Below are 20,985 nucleotides of genomic sequence, written 5' to 3' on the forward strand. Positions count from 1 at the left end.
GTGCTGCCTAGGATGCCTTTGCAGGAACGGTGTTTTATGCTCTTTTTCGGCTTGAGGCGTGGTGAACGGCCTGACGGCTGTCCGCGTCGTCGAGCCGTGCCCCCCGGTGGTGACCCTGTCCAGAGCGAGCAAGGCGGCCCATGCAACCCAACTTCGACGCCGGTGAGGATTTCGCCCTCCTCCTGGAGCGGGAAGCCAAGAAACTCGAAGAAAAAGCCAGCGCGCTGACCGCCGCGTTCGCCGCGTCCGCCTCCACCGCGCAGTCGGCGGACGGCTCGGTGACGGTGAAGGTCGAGGCCAACGGCTCGCTGAGTTCCATCGAGTTCAGCAACCGGGCGCTCACGCTGGGACCGGCCAGACTCTCCTCACTCGTCATGCAGACCGTGCGCGAGGCCCAGCGCAGGACCGTCGAGAAGGTCACGGAGTCCTACACCGAGATCAACGGCAACGACGAGGCCGCGGAACTGGTCCGCACCTTCATGCCGAAGGTCGAGGACGAAGAGGGCGGCGCGCAGGACGGCCCCGAACAGGAGAAGTGGGCGCCGGAGGCGCACCACGAGGACCGGCCGCCGCAGCCGGGCCGGTGGACGCCGCCGCAGCAGCCGGGTGGCGCCAGGCCGCAGGCCGGTCCCCCGATGCCGCCGCAGCCGGGTCGCCCCGTGCGGCCCCCGAACCCGCCGGCGCCGCCGCCGCGCACCCGGCGGCCGTCCACTCCCGACGACGACGAAATGAGCCCGTGGTGAGTGCTGGACGCGAGGTAACGACAGCGGCGCTGAGGGAATTCGCCAAGCACCTCGACCGGCTCGAGGAATCGCTGCAGAAGAGCGCCGACATGGTGGGCAGTTGTGTCGCCGACCCGGGCCTCTTCGGCATCTTCGGCGGCCAGGCCTACGGCGCGGGCGCGAGCATGCACTGTGGCGAGGCACGCGACCAGCTGAACAAGTACGCGGAGAACATGCAGAAGTTCTCCGACAAGATGCACGAGGCCGCGAAGCTGTACGAGTCCAACGAGCAGGACTCGGAGAAGCTGATCACCGCCGCCGGCGACGGGATCGACGAGGTGAAGGTCAAGTGAGCGAGTACCACCGGAACGATTTCGGGAGCAACAGCGGCGTCAGCGCCGAAGACTTCAAGGACGAGAAGAACAACTTCCTCGCGGGCAGTGGTGACACCGCGGGCGCGGGCTTCTTCGATTCGGCGTTCGCGCTGAAACGGGCGACCAACGAAGGTGACGCCCTCTCCATCACGATGGCCTCGATCGGGATGGGGATCGAGATCCTCGGCATGGTCCTCGACCCGATCGGGTCGTTGCTCACCGCCGGGATCGGCTGGCTGATGGAGCACGTCGTCATCTTCCGCTGGCCGCTGGACTTCCTATTGGGGGACCCGAAGGGCATCGAGGCGGCCAAAGAGGCGATCTACGAAGAGGGCAAGACGGTCAAGCAGTGGTCGGAAGACCACAAGCAGTCCACCAGCAAGCTCTTGGAGACCTGGAAAGGCGACGCCGCCGAAGCGTTCCGGTCCGACATGGAGGGTGTCGCCGAGCAGCTCGACGCACTCGCCGGCTACATCAACCTCGCCGGCAAGCAGATGGGCATCGCGGGCGCGATCATCGGCGCCGTCCGCGGCATCGTCCGCGACATCATCGCCATGACCCTGGCAGGCATCCTCAAGGCCGCGATCGTGGCTGTCGCGCTGGCGCCCGTCACCTTCGGTGCCTCGATCATCGCGGCGATCACCTCGATCATGGCCACGGTCGGCGTGGCGATCGCGAAGATCGCCAAGCAGATCGCCGACATCGCCAAGCGGCTCGCCGAGATGCTCAAGATCCTGGCCAAGACGCGCGGGGCGGCCGACGACGTCGTCAAGATGAAGCTCAGCGGCAACATCGACAAGATCAAGGTCCCGGTGGGCGGCGGCAAGAAGCCGCCACCAGAACCCGCCCCGCCAGGAACTCCGCGGATCGAGGACGCGAAACCCGACCCGCTGGCCAAGCCCAAACCGGACAAGCTCGGCGACCAGGCAGGCTGGATCGTGCGGGAAAAGCTGTTGAAGGAACTGCGGGCCAAGGGCGAGCTGCCTGCGGGCGAGCTGCCCAAGGGCGACATAGCGAAGGTGATGAAGCGGTTCGACTACTGGTCCAGCATGCCAATGCCAGAGTTGACCAAGAGGCTCGGCAAGACCACGGCGGAAAACATCGAAAAGGTCACCAAGATCCTGAGCGACCCGACCTACGGTGCCTCGGGCATGGCGGGGAAGACCATCGTCGAGTTGACGAAGGGCATCCCGCCCGCGGCGAACGAAAAACCGCCGAAGGACGAGCCGGAGGAATGACGGCCACCGGAGCCCCGTACCGATCGAGGTGCGGGGCTCCGGTCACGTAAAGGGGGACCTGATGGGAAGCGGACCGGTCGTGCGGCCTGCCCGCAGGGACGACGTGATGGCCATCTGCCACTTCGGCGAGGAGCACGTCCGAGCCCACTACGCGCCGTTGATCGGTGAGGAAGCCGCAGCCCGGCAAGTCCGGATGTGGTGGCACGAGACGAATATCGCCGGGGCAGTGGCTCGCGGGTCGGTGGTGGTCGCGGACGACGGCGGGAACCTGGCCGGTGTCGGGCAGCGCGGTCTCGACGGCGACGACCACGTGATCTACAAGCTCTACGTGCACCCGTCTCATCGCGGCGGCGGGCTGGGTGTCCGGCTGCTCGACGTCCTCATCGGACAGTTGCCCTCGGACGCCGAGCGGCTGTACATCGAGCATTTCGTGGCCAACGAGCGCGCGGGCGCCTTCTACGAGCGCGAGGGTTTCGCGGTGGAGCGGATCGAACCGAGTTCCACGGGCGACCCTCGGCTCGGTGTGGTGTGGCGCGTCCGGAGTCTTCGTTAGCGGAGGTTCCGGGCGAGCGCCCCGTCGAGCCAGCGGTCGACCTGGCGCTGGCCGCGCAGGCGCACGATGACGAGGCCCGGATACCGGTTCTCTTCGATGACCTTGTGCACGCGGGCCCGGATCATCGGGTGGTAGCGCCAGGCGAGCTTGACGATGTGGTCCGGGTCGGTGAAGAACGTGTGCAGCGGCCCCTCGACGTTGCCGCCCGCGATCTTCGAGCCGCGCCCGGCCTTCCGTTTCAGCGTCCGGACGACGGTGCGGGCCACGGTCATGGCCCGCGGGTGATCGAGCCAGACCAGCACGTCCAGCCGCTCGGTCATCCGCTCCCGGACCTCCTCGCCCTGCCACTCGATGGCCCACTCGTCGCCGTCGAGATACTCCAGGACGTCGGCCTGCCAGGTCTCCCGCACCGTCCAACCGGGAGCGTGGAAGAAGGACTCGAACTCGACGAACGGCAGACCCATGCGTTCACTCAGAGTCCGAGCCAGCGTCGACTTCCCGGCTCCGGCGGGACCCGCCACCGCGACCCGCCGGAGCCGCCGCCCGGGAAGGGCGTCGTCCGGCCCGATGATCTCCATGCCTGGGAGCATAGGGATCGGCCGGAGCGACTCCTACCGGTTTTCGGCGGCTGTTTTGAGGTCCTTCAGCCAGATTTCGAGACCCTGGCCCAGCATTTCGGTGGAGCCGGGCACGTCTTTGTCGACCTGCGGGCCGGTGTGGCTCTCTTCGGTGCGGACGATGACGCCGCCGCGCACCTTGACGAAGTTCCAGACGTGGACGCCGTCGAGGGACCCAGGGTCCCTCGAAGTTCCCCTCATCCGCGCGGAACAGCGCCTCAAGCCCCGGCGGCATCATCAGCCACGATGATCGCGTTTGAAGCCCCCTTCGCCGCGTCTAGCGCAGTGAGGGGGCTTCAGGCGACCAAGGGTGCCGGAGCGAGGTGGGTCGGGTTGGTCGTGAGTGGCAATGCGCGTTCTATTGAGGGGTAGGCAAACGTGGCGTGTTGGTGAGCGGGGCCGGTGACGGGATGAAGGTGCCCTTTTCGCCGCGTCCGATGCCGAGTGGCCGTGTCGCGAAAGCCACTTTCGGGACATCAGACGTCCCGAAAGTGGCTTTCGCGACGCCCCGGGCAAAGGCGTCTGTGGCTGAACCCAAGGTGAGCGAGGGCGTGACTCGCGTGATCCGTCTCTGATCACGGGTGATCGCCGCCCCATCACACGCGAACACTCATCCCGCCCGAACGCGCCACCTTTGACTTAACCCCTCAATAGGACCCGAAACGCCACCGACGACCACCTGTACCGAAGGCCCCCTCAGACCGATCGGCCGAGGAAGGCCAGGAACCGGGTCTGCTGATCGGCGCCCGGCGCGGGTTTCACCTTGGGCCCGAAGGTGCCCGGCGTCCGGGAGATGATCAGCCGCGCGAGGGAGAACGACGGCGCGACGATGTCGGCCTCCATGGTCACCTCCACACCGAGCGCCGAGCCGACGTCCCAGGTGTGGACCAGGGTGTCGAAGGTCAGCAACGCCAGGTAGTCCGTGACAGTCACATCAGGACGGTTGGCCAGGTACCACGCCGGGGCGGGCAGACCAAGGAACTCGTCGGTGACGACGGCGTCCGTCGCTTCGCGGGTCGCGCGCCACTGGGCCAGCGGGTCTTCGCCCGCCAGCTCGCCGGGATTCTCGGAGCCCGCCGGACCGTTCCGGACGATGTACTCCTCGCCCGCCGCGTGACGGCGCAGAACCTCCACACCCCAGATGACGTGCCCCGCCACGTCGCGCACGGTCCAGTGCTCGCACGCCGAAGCCGCGTCCCACCGGCCCGCCGGGACGGCGGCGAGCACGGCGTCGAAGGTGTCCTGCGTCCGCTGGTAGCGGTCCACGATCTCTTTGGTTTCCATCATTCCTCCGCGCCACGGCTCATTTCGACGCCGACTTCAGCGTCGCGTTGACGGCGTCCGTCAGCTGTTCGGCACCCGGTATCAAGGCCTTGTCGAGCGCGAGGGCGTACGGGATGACCGTGCCGTCCGGCCTGCAGACCCGCCTCGGCGGCGCCACCAGGTCGAATTCTTCGGCCGCCGTCGCGACGATCTCCGCGCCCAGCCCGCACATCCGGTTCGAATCGTCGATCACGACGAGGCGCCCGGTCTTGTTGACCGACTTGCGCAGGCAGTCCCAGTCGAAGGGGTACACCGTCCGCGGATCGACGATCTCGATGTCCACCCGGTGGCTGAGGCTCTCGGCGACCTCGATCGCCGTGCCGACGTGCTGTCCCACCGCGACGATCGTCAGGTCGCCGCCCTCGCGGACGACGTTCGCCTCGCCCAGCGGCACGATCTCGTCTTCGCCACCGTAGGCCGGATCGGTCGCCCCCAGCAGCGGAGAAGGAGCGAACACGGCCACCGGGTCGGGGTCCTGGATCGCCGACCGCAGCAGCCCGTAGGCGTCCGACGGCAGTCCGGGGACCACCGTCTTGATCCCCGCGTGCGCGAGCAGGCTGTACGGGTTGTCCGAATGCTGGCCCGCCCAGCCGAACCTCGAACCCGATCCCGACACGAGATAGGTGACCGGGATCTGCACCTGCCCGCCGGTCATCAGCGAGAACTTGTGCGCCTGGTTCACGATCTGCTCGAAGACCAGGTAGATCAGCGAGGAGATCTGGAACTCGATCACCGGCTTCTTCCCGAGCATCGCCGCGCCCGTCCCGAAACTGGTGAAAGCCTGTTCCGACAACGGGGTGTCCAGCACTCGTTCCGGGCCGAACCTGGGCAGCAGCCCCGAAGTGACGCCGCTCGCGCCGACGCCCACGTCTTCCCCGAGCAGGAAGACGTCCTCGTCCGCCGCCATTTCGGCGTGCAGGGCGAGATTCATCGCGTGCATGTAACCGAAGTTCTCCGGTGAGGGCAGCTCGCTCACAGGATCACCCCCGGCCGGACAGCGGTGGATCCCGCGTACAGGTACATCAGCGCGTCCTTCGGGTCGGGCGACGGCGCGTTCTTCGCGAACTCGACCGCGTCGTCGATCTGGTTCTTGATGGCTTCGTCGATTTCGGCGACGACGTCGTCGCCCAGTTTCCCGCCCAGCAAGGGAATCGGATCCCGCTCGCGCCACTGGGCCACTTCGTCGCGATCGCGGAACTCGACACCCAGCAGTTCGAGTACGGAGTGATGTCCGAAGAACCGGTAGGTCGCGCACTCCAGGAAAGCGGGACCTTGACCGGTGCGGCAGTGCTCGATCAGTTCCTCGGTCGCGGTAGCCACCGCCTCGACGTCCATGCCGTCGACGGTGCGAGCGACCATCCCGAATCCTTCGGCGCGGCGGGCCGCGTTGCCCGCGAGCCCCGATTCGAGTTTCAGGCTGGTCGCGTACATGTTGTTCTCGCAGACGAACAACACCGGCAGAGACCAGATCGAGGCGAGGTTGAACGCTTCCAGCAGGACACCCTGGCTCATCGCGCCATCGCCGAAGAAGCTGACGACGACCTGCGAGTTGCCGCGTGCCTTGGCCGCCCACGCCGCACCGGAAGCGATCGCTCCTCCGGCGCCGACGATTCCGTTGGCGCCCAGGATGCCCAGCTTCATGTCCGCGGCGTGCATCGATCCACCGCGGCCCTTGTTGAAGCCTTCGAGGGTGCCGAGGAGTTCGGCGAGCAGACGGCGGGGATCCGCGCCCTTCGCCAGCACGTGCCCGTGTCCCCGGTGGGTGCTGGTGATGTAGTCCTCGTCCGTCAGGTTCGAACAGACGCCCACGGCGACGGCTTCCTGCCCGATGTACGGGTGGATACCGCCGTCGATCTCGCCGTCGATCGCCATCGCCAGGCAGCGTTCTTCGAACTCTCGGATCAGTTTCATGGACCGGTACAGGGCCATTTGGTGTTCACGGGTCATTTTTGCAACAGCCCTTCGTGGTCGACGGTGGGACGGGGCCGGACGAGCATCCTGTCGACGTAACGAAGCAGCGCGCCGTCGTCGGGGTTCGGTACGACGATCGGGGTGAACTCGTCGTTCGGGCGACTGTCCTTTGTGGAGTCGAAAGAGGACTCGAAGATCAGCCTCAGAATGGCGTGTTCCTCCGAGGAATGCGCTTCGAGCTTGGCGAGCCAATCGGACAACGGCAGGGTGCCGATCGCCGTGCCGTCGCCGCGCAAGAGATCCAGCAGGTGCGTGAGACGCATCGGACGGCGGCTGTCGAGCACGAATCGGCTGCCGTCCCGCGATCGCTCCGCGCCGAGCCGGGCGAGCTGCCCGGCCGTCTCGTCCACCGCGATCCAGGGTTCCTCCAGCTCGGTGTCCGGCGCGGTACCGAGTTCGAGGATGACCCGCAGCACCCGCAGCATGATGTCCCGGGAGTTTCCCTGCCCGGTCCGCGAATCCCCGACGATCCGGGGCAGCCGGTAGGTCGCCGCCGGGATCCCGCGTTCGTACGCGGCGGTGATCAGCTGTTCGGCGTGCGACTTGGTCTCCGCGTACCCGCTGCGGGCGCCGGTTTCGGCGCCGGCGGAAATGGTCGACACGAACTGCACCTGCTTGAGCCGCGTGGTGGCCGCCAGCCGGATCAGCTCGCGGGTGCCGCCGACGTTGGCTCCTTCGAGCTGTTCGTAGCTGGAGAGCGCGTCGACCCAGGCGCCGTTGTGGCAGATCAGGTCGATTTCGCCCGCGAGCCGCTCGAAGGTCGCGTCGGTGAGCCCGAGCCCGGGCGCCGCGAGATCACCGGGGACGACTTTGATCCGTTCGTGGTCGACCTCGTGCGACAGGCCGTAGCGGTCGAGATTTTCGCGCAGCCGTCGCCTTCCCGCGTTCTCGTCCGCGGCCCGGACGAGGCAGTGGACGCGCACGCCGTCCCGTTTCAGCAACTCGCGGACCAGGTAGGCCCCGACGAAGCCGGTGGCCCCGGTCAGCAGGATGTCCGAAACCTCGCCGGGCGCGCGGGGCGGCAGCGGGTCGGGGAGGATGCCGCGCAGGATCGGCAGCGGATCGAACGAGCGGGCGCCGGTCGTCAGCCCCTCTCCGGTGATCCCTTCGGCCAGTTTCGCGATCGTGGGCCGCTCGAACAACGTCCGCAACGGCAGGTCGATCTGGAGCGTCTCCCCGATCTTGACGGCGAGTTGCGCGGCCTTCAGGGAGTGCCCGCCGACGTCGAAGAAGCTCTCGTCCCTGCCGACGGCTTCGCGATCGAGGACCTGGGCCCAGATCGCCGCCAGGGTCTCCTCGGTCGGGTTCCGTGGCGGGGCGAACGGCGTGGCCGTGTCCGATCGAGAGCCGTCGTCGGGTTCCGGGAGTGCCTTCGCGTCGAGCTTTCCGTTGAGGGTCAACGGGAGCTCGGGCAAGGACACGAACGCCGCGGGCACCATGTACTCCGGCAGCACAGTGCGCAGCCGGGTGCGCAGTGCGTTGTCGTCGAGAACGCCCGAGACCTTGAGATACGCGACGAGCCTCTTCTGCCCGGACGTGTCTTCGCGCGCGACGACGGCGGCCTGTGAGATGTCCTCATTGGACAGAAGAGCCGCTTCGATCTCCCGGGGTTCGATGCGGAAGCCGCGGATCTTGACCTGATCGTCGACGCGCCCGAGGTACTCGATGTCACCGTCGGCGTTGTGGCGGACGATGTCCCCGGTCCGGTACAGCCGCTCGCTGGTGGTGTCGTGGCGATTGGGGACGAACTGTTCCTCGTTGAGTTCCGGTTGTCCTCGATAGCCTCGTGCGACGCCGGGTCCCGCCACGTGGAGTTCCCCCGGCACCCCCGTCGGAACGAGCCTGCCCTGCTCGTCGAGGACGTACACGCGGGTGTTGCCGAGCGGGCGGCCGATGGGGATGCCGGTGAGCTCGGCGGGAACCGGGGCCGGGATCGGGTGACACGTGGTGAACGTGGTGCATTCGGTGGGCCCGTAGCCGTTGAAGAACCGTGTGCCCGGCAGCGCGGCGACGGCGCGGCGGACGTGGGTGACGGACAGCGCTTCGCCGCCGACGAGCAGCTGCCGGAGTCCGGTCAGCGCCGAGGTGTCCTCGTCGACGATGTGGTTGAACAACGACGAGGTCAGCCAGGCCGTGCTGATCCGGTGCCGGGTGATCGCTTCGGCGAGCGGCCGGGCGGTGAGCACCCGCTCGCCTGCGATCACGCAGGTGGCGCCGGTGAGGAGGGCGCCCCAGATCTCGAAGGTCGCCGCGTCGAACGAGATCGCCGACGCGTGCAGCACCACTTCGTCCTGGCCGAGGATGCCTTCCGGGAGCCCGGTGACGAGCCGGATGATCGCCCGGTGCTCGATTTCGACGCCCTTGGGACGTCCGGTCGAGCCGGAGGTGTAGATGACGTACGCCAGGTCCCGGGGCTCCACACCGGACTCGATCGCGGCCGGTGATTCGTCCTCCAGGGTGGGATCGCCGGTCAGATCGGTGGTGATCACCAGCTCGGCCCCACCGTCGGTGAGCAGGAGCCGCCGGCGTTCCTCGGGGTACTCCGGATCGATCGGCAGGTACGCGGCACCGGTTTTGAGCACCGCGAGCAACGCGCTGATCTGCCCGATGGAACGCGGCAGGCACACCCCGACGAGGGTTCCCGGCCCGGCGCCCGAGGCGCGCAACCGGTGCGCGAGCCGGTTGGACCGGACGTCGAGTTCGGCGTAGGTCAGCGAGTCTTCGCCACAGACGAGGGCTGTCGCGTCAGGACGACGGCGGACCTGGGCGGAGAACACCGCGGGCACCGTCGCCGGATCCGGCAACGTCGTGGTGGTGTCGTTCCAGTCCTCCGCCAGCCGCCGGAGTTCGGCGTCGTCCATCATCGGCAGGGCGGACAGCGGCCGCTCCAGCCCTTCCCCGACGGACGCGAGCAGCTGCCGGAAGTGCCCGATGAACCGCTCGATCGTGACCCGGTCGAACAGGCGGGCGTTGTAGTCGACCCGCGCTTCCAGCACACCGTTCCGGTCCGTCACCTGGAGTTCGAGGTCGAACGGATCCGCTTCCGTGCCGGCGGGCGAGACCTCCGGCAACGGCACGTCCACCAGCCGGAGCGCGACCTGCGTGAGGGGATTGCGGCTGAAGTCCCGCCGGGGCGCCAGCTCCTCGACGAGGCGTTCGAAGGGAATGTCCGGGTTCGCGTAGGCGCCGAGCGTGGTCTCCCGGACGCGCCCGAGCAGCTCCGGGAACGTGGGGTCGCCGGAAAGATCGGTGCGCAGCACCAGCGTCTTGGCGTCGTACCCGAGGCCGGTCTCGCCGGACGCGGGCACGCCGACCGTCACGTCATTGGTGCGTGCGTAGCGGGACAGCACGACCTTGAAGGTCGCCAGCAGCGTCATGAACAGGGTGGCGTCGTGGCGGCCACTCAGCTCGCGAAGCTGTTCGGCGACAACGGAATCCACGTCGAAGGAGACCGAGTCGCCGCGGTAGGACGCCACCGGCGGCCGCGTGCGATCCGTCGGCAGTTCCAGCGCCTCGGGCACGTCGGCGAGTTCGTCCCGCCAGTAGTCGAGCTGCCCCTGCAGGGCCTCGAAGATCGGCTCGTCGGGATTCCGCATCGCGTGTTCGACGAGCCGGACGAGCCTGCCGACGATCCGCGTGGCGGTGGAGCGGTCGAAAAGACTGGTGCGGAACACCAGTGAGCCGTGCAGTTTGCCGTCCTGCACGTGGGTGACCAGTTCCAGGTCGAACCGGGTCGCCACGCCCGCCCACGGCACGGGGGAGATCTCGCCCTCGCCGGGTGTGGGGAGCTCCCCGTTGTGCACGACCACGACGTCGAAGATCGCGTTGCGGCCAGCGTCGCGTTCGGGCCGGACCTCGGCGACGACCTGGTCGAACGGCGCCTGCTGATGGGCGTACGCCTCGACCATCTTGGTGCGCGTCACCTTGAGCAGTTCACGGAACGACATCGACGGGGTGAGGTGGGCGCGCAGCACCACGGTGTTCACGAAGAAACCGAGGACGTCGGCGAACCGGCGGTCGTCGCGGCCCGCCAGCACCGTTCCGATCGTGACGTCCTGCTGTCCTGAATGGAGGGACAGCAGGGCTTGGAACACCGCGGCCACGGCGCTGGAGAGCGCACACCGGTTCCGCAGGGCGAAGGCACTGAAGGTCTTCGTGAGCTCGGCGGGCAGTTCGAAATCGACGTGGTCGCCCGCGAAGCCGGGATTGCCCGTTCGCGGCCGGTCCGTCGGCAGTCGCAGCGGTTCGAAACCGGCGAGTTCCCGGCGCCAGTAGTCGAGGTGTTCCGCCGCGGATTCGTTGTCGCGGCCGGAACGCTGCGCCGCGACGAACTCTTCGTAGGTCACGTCGAGCGGCGCGGGGGTTTCCGAACGGTAGAGCGTGACGAGATCCTCGGTCACGATCTGGATGGACCGGCCGTCGGTGATCATGTGGTGGTTCACCACGCACAGCACGGCCGATCCGTCGGCGCACTCGACGACCATCGCGCGCACGGGCGGTGCCGCCGCGAGATCGAACGGTTCGCTGACCAGCTCGGCGGTGTGCTGCTGCCAGGCGTTCTCACCGGGACCGGCGGTCCGCCGCGTCACCGGGATGCGGAAGTCCGGTACGGAGACCGCGGCGGGCGTCCCCGTTCCGTCCACGACGAACTTCCAGCGGAGCACCGGATGCCGTTCGACGAGCGCGCCGAGCGCCCGGTCGAGTGCCTCGAAATCGACGCCGTCGTGGAACCGCAGGACGATCGGGATGTTGTACGCGGCGCTGGTCCGATCGAGCTGCTGCACCAGCCACAGACGCTCCTGCCCGAGCGACAACCTCATCGACTTCTCCTTCATCCGACGCTCGCGGGTACCGGCGGGGCCGCGGCTTCGATCAGCATCTTTTCGTCGACTTTCCCGTTGCGGGTCAAGGGAATCTCGTCGACCTGGACCCAGCGGGCGGGTAACGCGTAGCTCGGCAGCTGACGCGACAGGAACTCGCGCAACGATCGCGGATCCGCCTCGGCACCGGGGTGCACGACGATGGCCGCCACGAGCTGGAGACTTTGGTTCGGTTGCCGCGAGACGACGATCACGGCGTCGCGGATCCCGGGGTGACCGGCGAGGATGGTGCCGATCTCCTCGGTTTCGATGCGATGCCCGTCGAGTTTGATCTGCTTGTCCGCGCGGCCGAGGAAGAGCACGTTGCCGTCCGGATCGAGCCGGACCAGATCCCCCGTGCGGTACAGGCGTTCACCGGTGTCCGGCGAGAAGTGGCCGAACCGCTTTCCCGTTTCGGTCTCGTCGCCGAGATAGCCGTCGGCCATTCCCGCTCCGGCCGCGTACAGTTCGCCGATCCCGCCGGGCGGGACGAGACGGGCGTTCCGGTCGAGGACGAAGACCTTGGTGCCGGCGATCGGCCTGCCGATGGGAAGCGGCCCGGTGACCTCCGCGCCGGACCGCACGGTGTGCGTGGTCGTGAACGTGGTGTTCTCGGTGGGGCCGTAGCCGTTCGTGATCACCAGCCCGGGATACGACTCGAGCAGCTGTGTCACGGCGTCGTGCGGGACGACCTCGCCCCCGCTCAAGAGCCAGCGGAGCCCGGCGAGTGCCTGCGGCCGGGACTTGACCACCAGCCGGAACAGGCTGGCGGTCAGCCAGGCGACCGAGACTTCCCGCTCGGCGAAGAACTTTTCGAGCTTCCGGACCGCCGGAAGCCTCCCGGGGAAGACCTCCAGCGTCGCGCCGTTGAGCAAGGTCACCCAGATCTCGTACGTCGACGCGTCGAAGGCCAGCGGCGCCATGCGCAGCACACGGTCACCGGGGCGCGTTCGGAGTTCCGGCGTCCGCGCGAGCCGCGCGACCGCGCGATGCGGGACGACGACGCCCTTCGGTTCGCCGGTGGAGCCGGACGTGAACGCGATGTACGCCGTGCGGCCCGGGTCTTCGGAGCCGGATGCCCGGCCCGGTGACCCGTGATCCGGGTGCTGCCCGGGAACCCAGGAATCGACGCGGACGAGCCCGCGCAGGACGGGATGATCGGCCGTGGCCGGGTCGACCACCGCGACCGCGGGTGCCAGCTTGCCGACGATCCTCGCCAACCGGGCGTCCGGCGCGTCGTCGTCGAATCCCGCGTACGCGGCGCCGAGACGGATGATCGCGAGCAACGCCACGATCTCGCCCGCCGACCGCCGGGCCGCGATGAGCACCGTGTCACCGGCCCGGACCCCCGCGTCCCCCAGGACCTCGGCGTACCGCCCGGCGGCGAGCGCGAGCTGTTCGTAGGTCAGTTCGACGTTCGCGTCCCGGACCGCGATCTCCCGCGGCCGGAGCCGGACCTGGTCCAGGAACAGGGATTCGATACCGGACGGCGGGCTTTCGGCACCGGCCAGTGCGTCGAGGATCCGGCGGCGTTCCGGCGCGATGCAGCGCACGTCCTGGAGACGGCCGTCGAGCGAGGCCAGCTCGGTCACCGCGGTGGCGACGTCGGCCGCGAAGCCGTGCGCGGCGTCCGGAACCTCGGTGACGAAGCGGATCTCCCCGGACCGCAGATCGGCGTCCGCGGACACGATTTCGAGGTCCGCGGAGCCGGCTCCGCCGTCTCCGGCCGTCCGGACCGAGCGCAGGAAGTCACCGACGAGCGCGTCGTCGTCGATCCGGAGCCGGATCACCTTCCCGGCGACCGAGATCGCGGCCTCGCTCGCGGCCGTCCACCGGCACAGGGTGACCGCGAACGCGGCCACCACCAGTGCCGCGCGGTCGTCCGCGGCGGATCCGGCCGCGAGCCCGGCCGTCAGCTCGTAGGGAACGGGGCGCGCCTCAGGCATCGGCCTTGCTGCTCCCCGCGTTCAGGCGCTCCAACCGGACATGGAGGTGGTCGGGCCGCCGGAAGATGTGGCCCCGCTCGCGGAGCCGCCAGAAACCCTTCCGGATGCCATCGAGCGAGCCGCCGAGCCGGACGCCGCCGAACCGGAGCGACAACCGCTCGAACAGCGTGTCGAACTCCGCCAGGGCCAGCTGGATGCCCAGGCAGGTGTGCGGACCGGCCGAGAACGCCAGCAGCCGCTGGTCGGTGCGTTCCGGGCGCCAGGTGTCGGGATCCTCGAAGGTGTTCTCGTCGCGGCTGGCGCTGCCCAGGGAGAGCAGGAGCGCGGACCGGCGCGGAATGTCCACCCCGTGCAGCGTCAGGTCGGTGGTCGCGTACCGGAGGATGGTGTGACTCGGCGGCTCCCACCGCAGCGTCTCGCGCACCACCTGGGTCCGGTAGTCCTGATCCGCCAGCGCCGAAAGCTCGACGTCGTGCGCCAGGACGGCGTACATGATCTTGCCGATGGTGGCGACGCTCGTCTCGGTCCCGGCCAGCAGGAACAGCGTCGCCGTGCCCAGCATGGACTCGTCGACCGGTTCACCCGGCGGGAAGACCAGGTCGAGGAACGGCATCCGGGCGCCGTCCTCGCGAGCGGCGATCTTGTCCTTCAGGTACTCGATCAGCTCCGCCTTGGCCGTGAGCGCCGAGTCCAGCGAGGTCGCCGGGAACTCGATCGCGCCCGCCAGCGGAAGGACCCGGGGGCGCAGCCAGGCCGCGTCCTCCGGCGGCAGGCCGAACAGCCGGGTGACCATCGCGTAGGGCACCCCGACCGCGACCCGCTCCATGAATTCGACGTCGACCTCGTCCCGGGAGCCCATTTCGGCCTCGATCGAGTCGAGGACCTGGTCCACCGCGGGAACGAGGATCTCGGTGCGCAGCCGTTTCACCGAACCGCCGGCGAACAGCGGCATGAACAGCTTGCGCAGATCGCGGTGACGCGGCCCGTCGGTGTCCAGCAGTGTCCGGCCGAACAACCGGCGGCTGCTGCGCATCGGGAACCCGCTGCCGACCTGCCGGTCCGACAGCAACTCCTGGACGTCGTCGAACCGCGTGATCAGGAAGGCGTTGAAGGCCGACGACCAGTGAACGGGTTCCGACCGCCGGAGCTCCTTGTAGATTTGCCACGGATCGGCGAGGAATTCGTCCGAACTGAAGTCCAGACTCACCTTCGTGGTGCTCATTTGTCGCCTCCGTTACCGACCAGCTCGGTCCGGGACTTCAGCTGACGCGCGGCCTCTTCCGAGGTGAGCCTGATGGACTCCGTGGTCCCGGCGTATCCGCCCGCCAGTGCGGGCACGACCTCGTGCGCGAGAGCCGTCAGCTGCTCGAGAGTCGCCTTGTGCGAGACCCACCGGGGAACGAAGAAGTTCAACGAGACCGGGTCGCCGACGCGGTCCAGCAGATCGCGGATCCGGCTGACGCAGGTCGCGGTGTCGCCGACGATGAACCCGCCCGTGTCGACGAGGTTCTGCAGCGTCTTGCGGTGGGCCACCGGGGAATCCGGGATCGGCATGCCGAGGGTGTTCCGGTACAGACCGCGCCGCAGCGCGGAAAACCCTTCCAGGAGTTCCTCGACGCCCTCGGCGGGGGAGTCGGCGATGTGCACGAAGACGTTGCACCGGATCCGGGTCCCGCCCGCGGACTTGTTCCGGTAGGAGTCGATCCGCTCGATCAGCGCGCCGACCGGATCCGGATCCATGCCGGGCCGGATAGAGCCCCACGGCGGCGCCACGTGGACGGTCGGCGTCGTGGCGGTGTCCGTCAGGAGCTCGATGCCGGCGGGGCTCAGCGAAGACGCGACGACGGTCTCGATGGCTCCGGGGCCCCTCAACGGCTGGAGCTGCAGGACGGCCTTCTTGACGGTGAACCACGGTGTCGTGGTGTTGACCGTCTCGCCGTTCAGGAGCGCCTGAACCGTCTCCAGCGCCGCCCGGAAATGATCGCGGACCGTGGCCGGGGCCACCCCGATCATTTCCATGTCGTGCACGTAGGTCCCGGTCCCGACGCCCAGGATCGCCCGGCCCGCGGTGAGGTGGTCGAGCAGCGCGATCCGTTCCGCGACGTGCAGGGGGTGGTGATAGGGCAGCGGGATCACGCCGGTGGCGAAGCGGATGCGGCGGGTTTCCCTGGCCAGTGCCGCCATCAGCATTTCCGGCGAGCTGAGCGTGCTCCAGCCGCTGGAGTGGTGCTCGCCGAGCCAGATCTCGTCGAAACCCAGGTCGTCGGCCAATACGCTCAGTTCGATGTCACGGTGCAGCGACGCGTGCGGGCTGACCGAAGGGTCGTGAAAGGGCGGCAGGAAGCAGCCGAACGCCTTGGAATTCATGATCCGAAAACCTCTTGATTCTTTGTCCGGGGGCGATCGTGATCGGCGGGCGACGGTCGTGTCTCAGCCGGCGGGCACCTGCTCCAGCAGGTAGTCGCAGAACTTGTCCACCGTGGTCAGATCCTCGTTTTCTTCGAGGTCGATGAACACGTCGAGCTTCGTCTCGATCTTCTCGATGAGCGCCAGGTATTCGATGGAGCTCATACCCGTCTCGGGGAACTCGGTGTCCGCCTCGATGGTCTGGTTTTCCAGAACACCGCCCGCGACTTCGGACAGCAGGGAGAAGATCTGCTGACGTAGTTCCGACCGTGCCTCTTCTGCGCTCATGTGTCCCCTTATGCTGATCCGCACCTCCTGGGCGCGGGTAGACGAGTTCGGAATTCCGGCTCTACCGCGGGTGAGTACGGCGAAAAGTAAACCGGTGGTTTCGGTTGATCCCTTGCCCCGTGATTCACGGCAGCGAAAGTCACCCCAGCGTGGCGTCCGTGCATGCGGGCGGGTTGACACTATTGTGTCCCGAATAGGCCACGGTTTGCAACACCGCGCGGTCTCGCCGACTTTCGCGCGGATGGCCGGAAAGTGCCATATGACAAGAAAAACTCCTGGTGGGCGACGTCGCGATGTCGCCCACCAGGAGTTTCCGAATACTGTATGAAGCTATTTCAGCGCTGGCGTTTCTGAATCAGTGCCGCGAATTGACGCCAGTCTTCGGCGCGGGTCTTGGCGAGCTCGGAGATCAATTCGAGCCGGTGTTCGGGTATGTTCCTGGCGACCTGATCCCACTCGTCCCGGTCGTTGAGATGGCCGTCCAGCAAGCGCACCAGGGTGCGCCCGGCCTCGGTGTAGCGAATGGTGGGATCCGACCGGAGCCGCTCCACCGCCGCTTGATCGGCGGTGGTCTGGGGGTGGGGATCGGCGGAGCGTGGTCTGGCCGGGGGCCGTGCCGGGCCCGCTTCCCGCGGCGTCGCGGGGGAGGACGTTTCGGTGTGGCGGTGCCGATGCCGCACGTCGTGCGCCGTCGCGAGGGAAACCCCCGCGCTGCGCGCGATTTCCCGGATGGAGGCGGACGGGTTGCTCGCGAGCAGCTCGTGCGCGCGACGGCGGCCCTGCGTCGGATCCAGCGCGCGGACGCGGCCGTCCCGGCCGACGTGGGCGTTCGACTGGGGAACTTCCCCAGTCGAACGGCGTAACCGGCCGACCGTCTTGTGGGACAGGCCCGTGACAGCGGCGATGGCGCGGTCGGACCACTGGGGGCGCAGTCCGAGAATCCGGCACGCGGCGGTCTTGCGATCGGCGAGGGAAAGCGGCAATCCGTGTGCGATGTTCGACTTCACGGCGAGGATGAAGGCGGCTTGCTCGTCCCCGTCGAAGAACTGCACGGTGATCGCGGTGGCCTTCTTGATCTTGGCCGCCTGCAACCGATGCGTTCCGTCGATCACCCGCATCGTGGGCCGGTGCACGAGAATCGGGGGGAGCGGGTTGTCCGTCTCCGCGAGTATTCGTGCGTAGGCTAGATCCACTCCCGCCGCCCGTGGTGAGCTTTCCGCCGACAACGCGTCCAGCGGCACTTCGACGACGTCGCCGAGCGCTGGATCCGAGGCCGCTGTCCAGTCACTTTCCCGCCTGGCCACGGGGATCTGTGGACTGTCTGCCTGTTTTTCCTTGTGCCAGTTCAACATCTTCTAGCCCCCAGAGCACTTGGATCATGTCAAACCTTTTCCATCATTCGAGCCGGTGTGTGAACTTGTCAAGGGCCGTGAGTCGCAACCGGGCCGCTGCCGGTTTACCTGGCATGTCGGCTTTTGTGCGGTGGTGACGACGCTGTCCAAGGGGGTCGCTTGACGGGAGTGCGCCTTGCGGGCAGCCTGGATCGAAGATGTGCCGTACACAGGAGATCGCAGGCTGGGGGCTGATTCGGGACGCTCAGTATTCCTGAGAGTCATCCGGGACACTGAGCGTGAAGCTTTCGTATTGCGCGGACGAACCGGAAGTTCGTTTATGCGCCTATTCTCTGGTGAGGCCGCCGATGCTATGAAAGGCCCGTTACTTGCAAAATTTGCAAGTAACGGGCCTTTCATAGCACGCTTGGTGAGTGTCCGATCCGGTTCGCACCGGGCGATCGGTGAACCGACTGTGTGTGCCCTCGGCAGGATTCGAACCTGCGACACCTGCCTCCGGAGGGCAGTGCTCTATCCCCTGAGCTACGAGGGCGTTGCCGCCTGGGCGACTCCGAAAGCTTAGCGCATCCGGTCCGGGGGCCTCGCGCGCGGTGGTCGTTAACCGTGGTGGTGGTCCACGACGCGGGCCAGGAGCCGGGTCAGCTGCTCCCGTTCGGCGGGTTCCAGTGGTGCGAGGAAGGCGTCCTGAGTCTCTCTGACCAGCTCTTCCAGGTGGCCGAGCCGCCTCGTGCCCGTGCCGGTGAGGGTGATCAGGTTGCGCCTGCCGTCGGCCGGGTCGGGGGAGCGTTCGACGTAGTCCGCGCCGGCGAGTTCGTTGATGACGGCGACGACGTCGCTGCGGTCGATTCCGGTGGCGCGGCTCAGGGTCGCTTGGCTCGACGGGCCGTTCTCGTCGATGGCCGCGAGGATCCCGTAGTGGTAGCGGCGGGCGCCGCTGCGGGCGAACTCGTCCAGGGCGAGCCGGTGGGCCACGGTGGCGGCCTGGTTGACCAGCCAGCTGGCCTTGGTGCGGAGCCGGGCGGGGACGGTGCTCATCGGGACAGCGTAGCGTTGGTGTCACCAACGAACTGGGAGGCTGTCGTGATCGAACCGTTCGAGGTGGGGATCCCCGAATCCGCCATCGTCGATCTGCGGACCAGGCTGCGCGCCACGCGCTGGCCCGAGCCGGCCACTGTGGACGACTGGAGTCAGGGTGTCCCGCTGGAGTTCGCGCGGGAGCTGTGCCGCTACTGGGCGGAGGACTACGACTTCGGCCTGGCCGGCCGCGTCAACGCCTTCCCGGGTTTCAAAACCGTCGTGGACGGTCTCGGTATCCACTTCCTGCACGTCCGGTCGCCGGAGCCGGACGCGACGCCGCTCGTGCTCACGCACGGCTGGCCGGGCTCGGTGGTCGAGTTCCTCGACGTGCTCGGCCCGCTGACCGACCCCGCCGCGCACGGGGGCGATCCCGCGGACGCGTTCCACGTCGTGGCGCCGTCGCTGCCCGGGTTCGGCTGGAGTGACAAGCCGTCCGGGACGGGCTGGAACGTCGAGCGCATCGCGCGGGCGTGGGACGAGCTGATGGGTGAGCTCGGCTACGAGCGCTACGCCGCGCAGGGTGGCGACTGGGGTGCCGGGGTCACGAACATGCTCGCCAAGGTCGCGCCGGAGCGGTTGATCGCCGTCCACGTCAACATGGCGGGCGTCCCGTACGACGAGACCAGGCTGGGCGAACCGACGGCCGAGGAGAAGGCCGCGATCGGTGACCTGATCCGGTTCCAGAAGGTCGAGTCCGCGTACTCGCAGCAGCAGGCCACGCGCCCGCAGACGGTCGGCTACGGGCTCACCGACTCGCCGGTGGCGCAGGCCGCCTGGATCGCCGAGAAGTTCCGGGAGTGGACCGACAACGACGGTTCGCCGGAGACCGCGCTGTCCTGGCGGCAGATGCTCGACGCGATCTCCGTCTACTGGTTCACCGGGACGGCCGCTTCGTCGGCGCGGATCTACTGGGAGAGCAAGGAGCGGGACCTCTCGGCGATTGAGGTTCCTTCGGGTATTTCGATCTTCCCCCGCGAGATCATCCGCCCCTCGCGGCGCTGGGCGGAGCTGCGCTACACCGATCTTCGCTGGTACGAGGTGTTGGCCAAGGGCGGCCACTTCGCCGCGTTCGAGCAGCCCGAGGCCTTCGTCGGCCAGTTGCGGGGGTTCTTCCGATCGCTTCGGTAGCGGTCCGTGTCGGTTTCAAGTTTCGGGAAGGCCCTCCTGGGGGATGGCTTCCTTGTGTGGCTTAAGACATGGTGAACTTAGGCTCACCTGTATTGCACATATGCGCATGTGACAATATATTCAGCCTGTCGACTTCACGAGAGGCGGAGCAATGGGTCACGGGCACGGGCATGGGACGGCATCGCCGTCGAGCGCGTCAGGCCGCTACCTCAAGAGCCTGACGATCGCCCTGGTCATCGGCGCCGGCTTCATGGTCATGGAGTTCATCGTCGGGTTCGCCACGGGCTCGCTCGCGCTGATCTCCGACGCCGCGCACATGTTCACCGACGTCCTCGGGGTCGGCATGGCGCTGGCGGCGATCATGCTCGCCCGGCGCAGTGGCCCGACGCTCACCCGCACGTTCGGTTTCTACCGGGCCGAAGTGCTCGCGGCGCTGGGCAACGCCATCCTGCTGTTCGGCGTCGCGGGCTACGTCCTGGTCGAGGCCTTCGGCCGGATCAGCGACCCGCCCGTCGTCCCCGGCCTGCCGGTGCTGCTGGCCGCGGCCGCGGGCCTGGTCGCGAACATCGTCTCGTTCCTGATCCTGCGCAAGGGCGCCGAGGAGAGCATCAACGTCCGGGGCGCGTACCTCGAAGTCCTCGCCGACCTCATCGGCTCCGTCGGGGTGCTGCTGAGCGGCGCGATCACGCTGCTGACCGGCTGGCGCTACGCCGACCCGATCATCGGTGTCGCGATCGGCCTGTTCGTCCTGCCCCGCACCTACGCCCTCGCCCGCCGCGCGCTGCGGATCCTGTTCCAGCACGCGCCGAAGGGGGTCGACGTCGCCGGGATCCAGGCCGAACTCGGCGAGCTGAAGGGTGTCGAGGACGTCCACGACCTGCACGTCTGGACGCTGACTTCGGGGATGGAGGTCGCTTCGGCGCACCTCACCATCGCGCCGACCGTCGAGCAGGCCGCGGTCCTGACCGAGGCCCAGAACCTCCTGGCCGACCGCTACTCGATCGAGCACGCGACGCTGCAGATAGAAGTGCCCCAGTGCGCGCAACGGTGCCGGGAACTCTCCTGGTAACTCCCCCCACGACGCGTTTCGTCCTCTAGTTGCGGTAGTTCGTGAAGCCAACTACCGCAACT

Annotated in this window: 17 protein-coding genes, 1 tRNA gene and 1 pseudogene; 6 read left to right on the forward strand and 13 right to left on the reverse strand. The window is 68.0% G+C overall.

What is annotated here, in order from left to right:
* The first annotated feature begins 140 nt into the window (after positions 1 to 140).
* The 4 genes from ACLJPX_RS15740 (at position 141) to ACLJPX_RS15755 (ending at position 2,887) form a co-directional block, all read left to right on the forward strand.
* Positions 141 to 743 carry a YbaB/EbfC family nucleoid-associated protein gene (locus ACLJPX_RS15740; protein WP_410600700.1) on the forward strand — a complete coding sequence of 201 codons (603 nt, stop codon included), beginning with the start codon at positions 141 to 143 and terminating at the stop codon, positions 741 to 743.
* On the forward strand, positions 740 to 1,075 hold the full coding sequence (locus tag ACLJPX_RS15745; RefSeq protein ID WP_410600701.1) for a type VII secretion target: 336 nt from the start codon (positions 740 to 742) through the stop codon (positions 1,073 to 1,075). Before ACLJPX_RS15740 ends, ACLJPX_RS15745 begins: the two co-directional genes overlap by 4 nt.
* Positions 1,072 to 2,334, forward strand: coding sequence for a WXG100 family type VII secretion target (locus ACLJPX_RS15750; RefSeq protein ID WP_410600702.1), 1,263 nt, complete (start codon positions 1,072 to 1,074; stop codon positions 2,332 to 2,334). The genes ACLJPX_RS15745 and ACLJPX_RS15750 overlap by 4 nt, the downstream gene beginning before the upstream one ends.
* 61 nt (positions 2,335 to 2,395) lie before the next feature.
* The gene (locus tag ACLJPX_RS15755; RefSeq protein ID WP_410600703.1) at positions 2,396 to 2,887 is read left to right on the forward strand and encodes a GNAT family N-acetyltransferase; all 492 of its coding nucleotides are present in this window, start codon (positions 2,396 to 2,398) and stop codon (positions 2,885 to 2,887) included.
* Here ACLJPX_RS15755 and ACLJPX_RS15760 read toward each other — a convergent pair.
* The 13 genes and pseudogenes from ACLJPX_RS15760 to ACLJPX_RS15820 all read right to left on the reverse strand — a co-directional run bounded on the left by ACLJPX_RS15760 (position 2,884) and on the right by ACLJPX_RS15820 (position 18,684).
* Positions 2,884 to 3,465 (reverse strand): adenylate kinase, encoded by a 582-nt coding sequence (locus ACLJPX_RS15760; protein WP_410600704.1) that lies wholly within the window; start codon positions 3,463 to 3,465, stop codon positions 2,884 to 2,886. The two genes, ACLJPX_RS15755 and ACLJPX_RS15760, sit on opposite strands and share 4 nt — an antisense overlap.
* A 33-nt stretch (positions 3,466 to 3,498) precedes the next feature.
* Positions 3,499 to 3,675 (reverse strand): annotated as a pseudogene (locus ACLJPX_RS15765) (polyketide cyclase /reductase); the annotation flags it as partial.
* A 525-nt stretch (positions 3,676 to 4,200) separates the two neighbouring features.
* Entirely contained in the window at positions 4,201 to 4,788 is a 588-nt protein-coding gene (locus tag ACLJPX_RS15770; RefSeq protein ID WP_410600705.1) for a TIGR03086 family metal-binding protein, read from the reverse strand.
* Between the two features lie 19 nt (positions 4,789 to 4,807).
* Positions 4,808 to 5,803, reverse strand: a complete 996-nt coding sequence (locus ACLJPX_RS15775; RefSeq protein ID WP_410600706.1) for an alpha-ketoacid dehydrogenase subunit beta — start codon at positions 5,801 to 5,803, stop codon at positions 4,808 to 4,810.
* Positions 5,800 to 6,738: a thiamine pyrophosphate-dependent dehydrogenase E1 component subunit alpha gene (locus ACLJPX_RS15780; RefSeq protein ID WP_410600707.1), complete on the reverse strand. Its 939-nt coding sequence runs from the start codon at positions 6,736 to 6,738 to the stop codon at positions 5,800 to 5,802. The genes ACLJPX_RS15775 and ACLJPX_RS15780 overlap by 4 nt, the downstream gene beginning before the upstream one ends.
* A 32-nt stretch (positions 6,739 to 6,770) precedes the next feature.
* A complete protein-coding gene (locus ACLJPX_RS15785) occupies positions 6,771 to 11,618 on the reverse strand; it encodes an amino acid adenylation domain-containing protein (RefSeq protein ID WP_410600708.1) in 4,848 nt (1,615 codons plus the stop codon).
* 11 nt (positions 11,619 to 11,629) lie between these two features.
* Complete coding sequence (locus ACLJPX_RS15790) at positions 11,630 to 13,603, reverse strand: amino acid adenylation domain-containing protein (RefSeq protein WP_410600709.1); 1,974 nt, start codon at positions 13,601 to 13,603, stop codon at positions 11,630 to 11,632.
* Entirely contained in the window at positions 13,596 to 14,825 is a 1,230-nt protein-coding gene (locus ACLJPX_RS15795) for a cytochrome P450 (RefSeq protein WP_410600710.1), read from the reverse strand. Before ACLJPX_RS15795 ends, ACLJPX_RS15790 begins: the two co-directional genes overlap by 8 nt.
* A complete protein-coding gene (locus ACLJPX_RS15800; RefSeq protein WP_410600711.1) occupies positions 14,822 to 15,970 on the reverse strand; it encodes an LLM class flavin-dependent oxidoreductase in 1,149 nt (382 codons plus the stop codon). The genes ACLJPX_RS15795 and ACLJPX_RS15800 overlap by 4 nt, the downstream gene beginning before the upstream one ends.
* A gap of 63 nt (positions 15,971 to 16,033) precedes the next feature.
* Complete coding sequence (locus ACLJPX_RS15805; RefSeq protein ID WP_101610278.1) at positions 16,034 to 16,297, reverse strand: acyl carrier protein; 264 nt, start codon at positions 16,295 to 16,297, stop codon at positions 16,034 to 16,036.
* A gap of 335 nt (positions 16,298 to 16,632) precedes the next feature.
* Entirely contained in the window at positions 16,633 to 17,601 is a 969-nt protein-coding gene (locus ACLJPX_RS15810) for a ParB/RepB/Spo0J family partition protein (RefSeq protein WP_410600712.1), read from the reverse strand.
* A gap of 507 nt (positions 17,602 to 18,108) precedes the next feature.
* Positions 18,109 to 18,181: transfer RNA gene (locus ACLJPX_RS15815), tRNA-Arg, on the reverse strand.
* Positions 18,182 to 18,246: 65 nt separating this feature from the next.
* The gene (locus ACLJPX_RS15820) at positions 18,247 to 18,684 is read right to left on the reverse strand and encodes a MarR family winged helix-turn-helix transcriptional regulator (protein WP_410600713.1); all 438 of its coding nucleotides are present in this window, start codon (positions 18,682 to 18,684) and stop codon (positions 18,247 to 18,249) included.
* Positions 18,685 to 18,729: 45 nt separating this feature from the next.
* Between ACLJPX_RS15820 and ACLJPX_RS15825 the strand changes: the two genes are divergently transcribed.
* Both ACLJPX_RS15825 and ACLJPX_RS15830 read left to right on the forward strand, forming a co-directional pair.
* Positions 18,730 to 19,854, forward strand: coding sequence for an epoxide hydrolase family protein (locus tag ACLJPX_RS15825; protein ID WP_410600714.1), 1,125 nt, complete (start codon positions 18,730 to 18,732; stop codon positions 19,852 to 19,854).
* A 151-nt stretch (positions 19,855 to 20,005) separates the two neighbouring features.
* On the forward strand, positions 20,006 to 20,923 hold the full coding sequence (locus ACLJPX_RS15830) for a cation diffusion facilitator family transporter (protein WP_410600715.1): 918 nt from the start codon (positions 20,006 to 20,008) through the stop codon (positions 20,921 to 20,923).
* Positions 20,924 to 20,985: the final 62 nt, after the last annotated feature.

The organism is Amycolatopsis sp. lyj-90, from assembly GCF_046549035.1.
Classification (GTDB): domain Bacteria; phylum Actinomycetota; class Actinomycetes; order Mycobacteriales; family Pseudonocardiaceae; genus Amycolatopsis.

What these genes read in the sequence shown, in the direction of transcription:
- ACLJPX_RS15740 (WP_410600700.1), top strand. Translation starts at nt 141, where the DNA reads ATGCAACCCAACTTCGACGCCGGTGAGGATTTCGCCCTCCTCCTGGAG.
- ACLJPX_RS15755 (WP_410600703.1), top strand. Translation starts at nt 2,396, where the DNA reads ATGGGAAGCGGACCGGTCGTGCGGCCTGCCCGCAGGGACGACGTGATG.
- ACLJPX_RS15760 (WP_410600704.1), bottom strand. Translation starts at nt 3,465, where the DNA reads ATGGAGATCATCGGGCCGGACGACGCCCTTCCCGGGCGGCGGCTCCGG.
- ACLJPX_RS15770 (WP_410600705.1), bottom strand. Translation starts at nt 4,788, where the DNA reads ATGGAAACCAAAGAGATCGTGGACCGCTACCAGCGGACGCAGGACACC.
- ACLJPX_RS15780 (WP_410600707.1), bottom strand. Translation starts at nt 6,738, where the DNA reads ATGAAACTGATCCGAGAGTTCGAAGAACGCTGCCTGGCGATGGCGATC.
- ACLJPX_RS15785 (WP_410600708.1), bottom strand. Translation starts at nt 11,618, where the DNA reads ATGAGGTTGTCGCTCGGGCAGGAGCGTCTGTGGCTGGTGCAGCAGCTC.
- ACLJPX_RS15790 (WP_410600709.1), bottom strand. Translation starts at nt 13,603, where the DNA reads ATGCCTGAGGCGCGCCCCGTTCCCTACGAGCTGACGGCCGGGCTCGCG.
- ACLJPX_RS15795 (WP_410600710.1), bottom strand. Translation starts at nt 14,825, where the DNA reads ATGAGCACCACGAAGGTGAGTCTGGACTTCAGTTCGGACGAATTCCTC.
- ACLJPX_RS15800 (WP_410600711.1), bottom strand. Translation starts at nt 15,970, where the DNA reads ATGAATTCCAAGGCGTTCGGCTGCTTCCTGCCGCCCTTTCACGACCCT.
- ACLJPX_RS15805 (WP_101610278.1), bottom strand. Translation starts at nt 16,297, where the DNA reads ATGAGCGCAGAAGAGGCACGGTCGGAACTACGTCAGCAGATCTTCTCC.
- ACLJPX_RS15820 (WP_410600713.1), bottom strand. Translation starts at nt 18,684, where the DNA reads ATGAGCACCGTCCCCGCCCGGCTCCGCACCAAGGCCAGCTGGCTGGTC.
- ACLJPX_RS15830 (WP_410600715.1), top strand. Translation starts at nt 20,006, where the DNA reads ATGGGTCACGGGCACGGGCATGGGACGGCATCGCCGTCGAGCGCGTCA.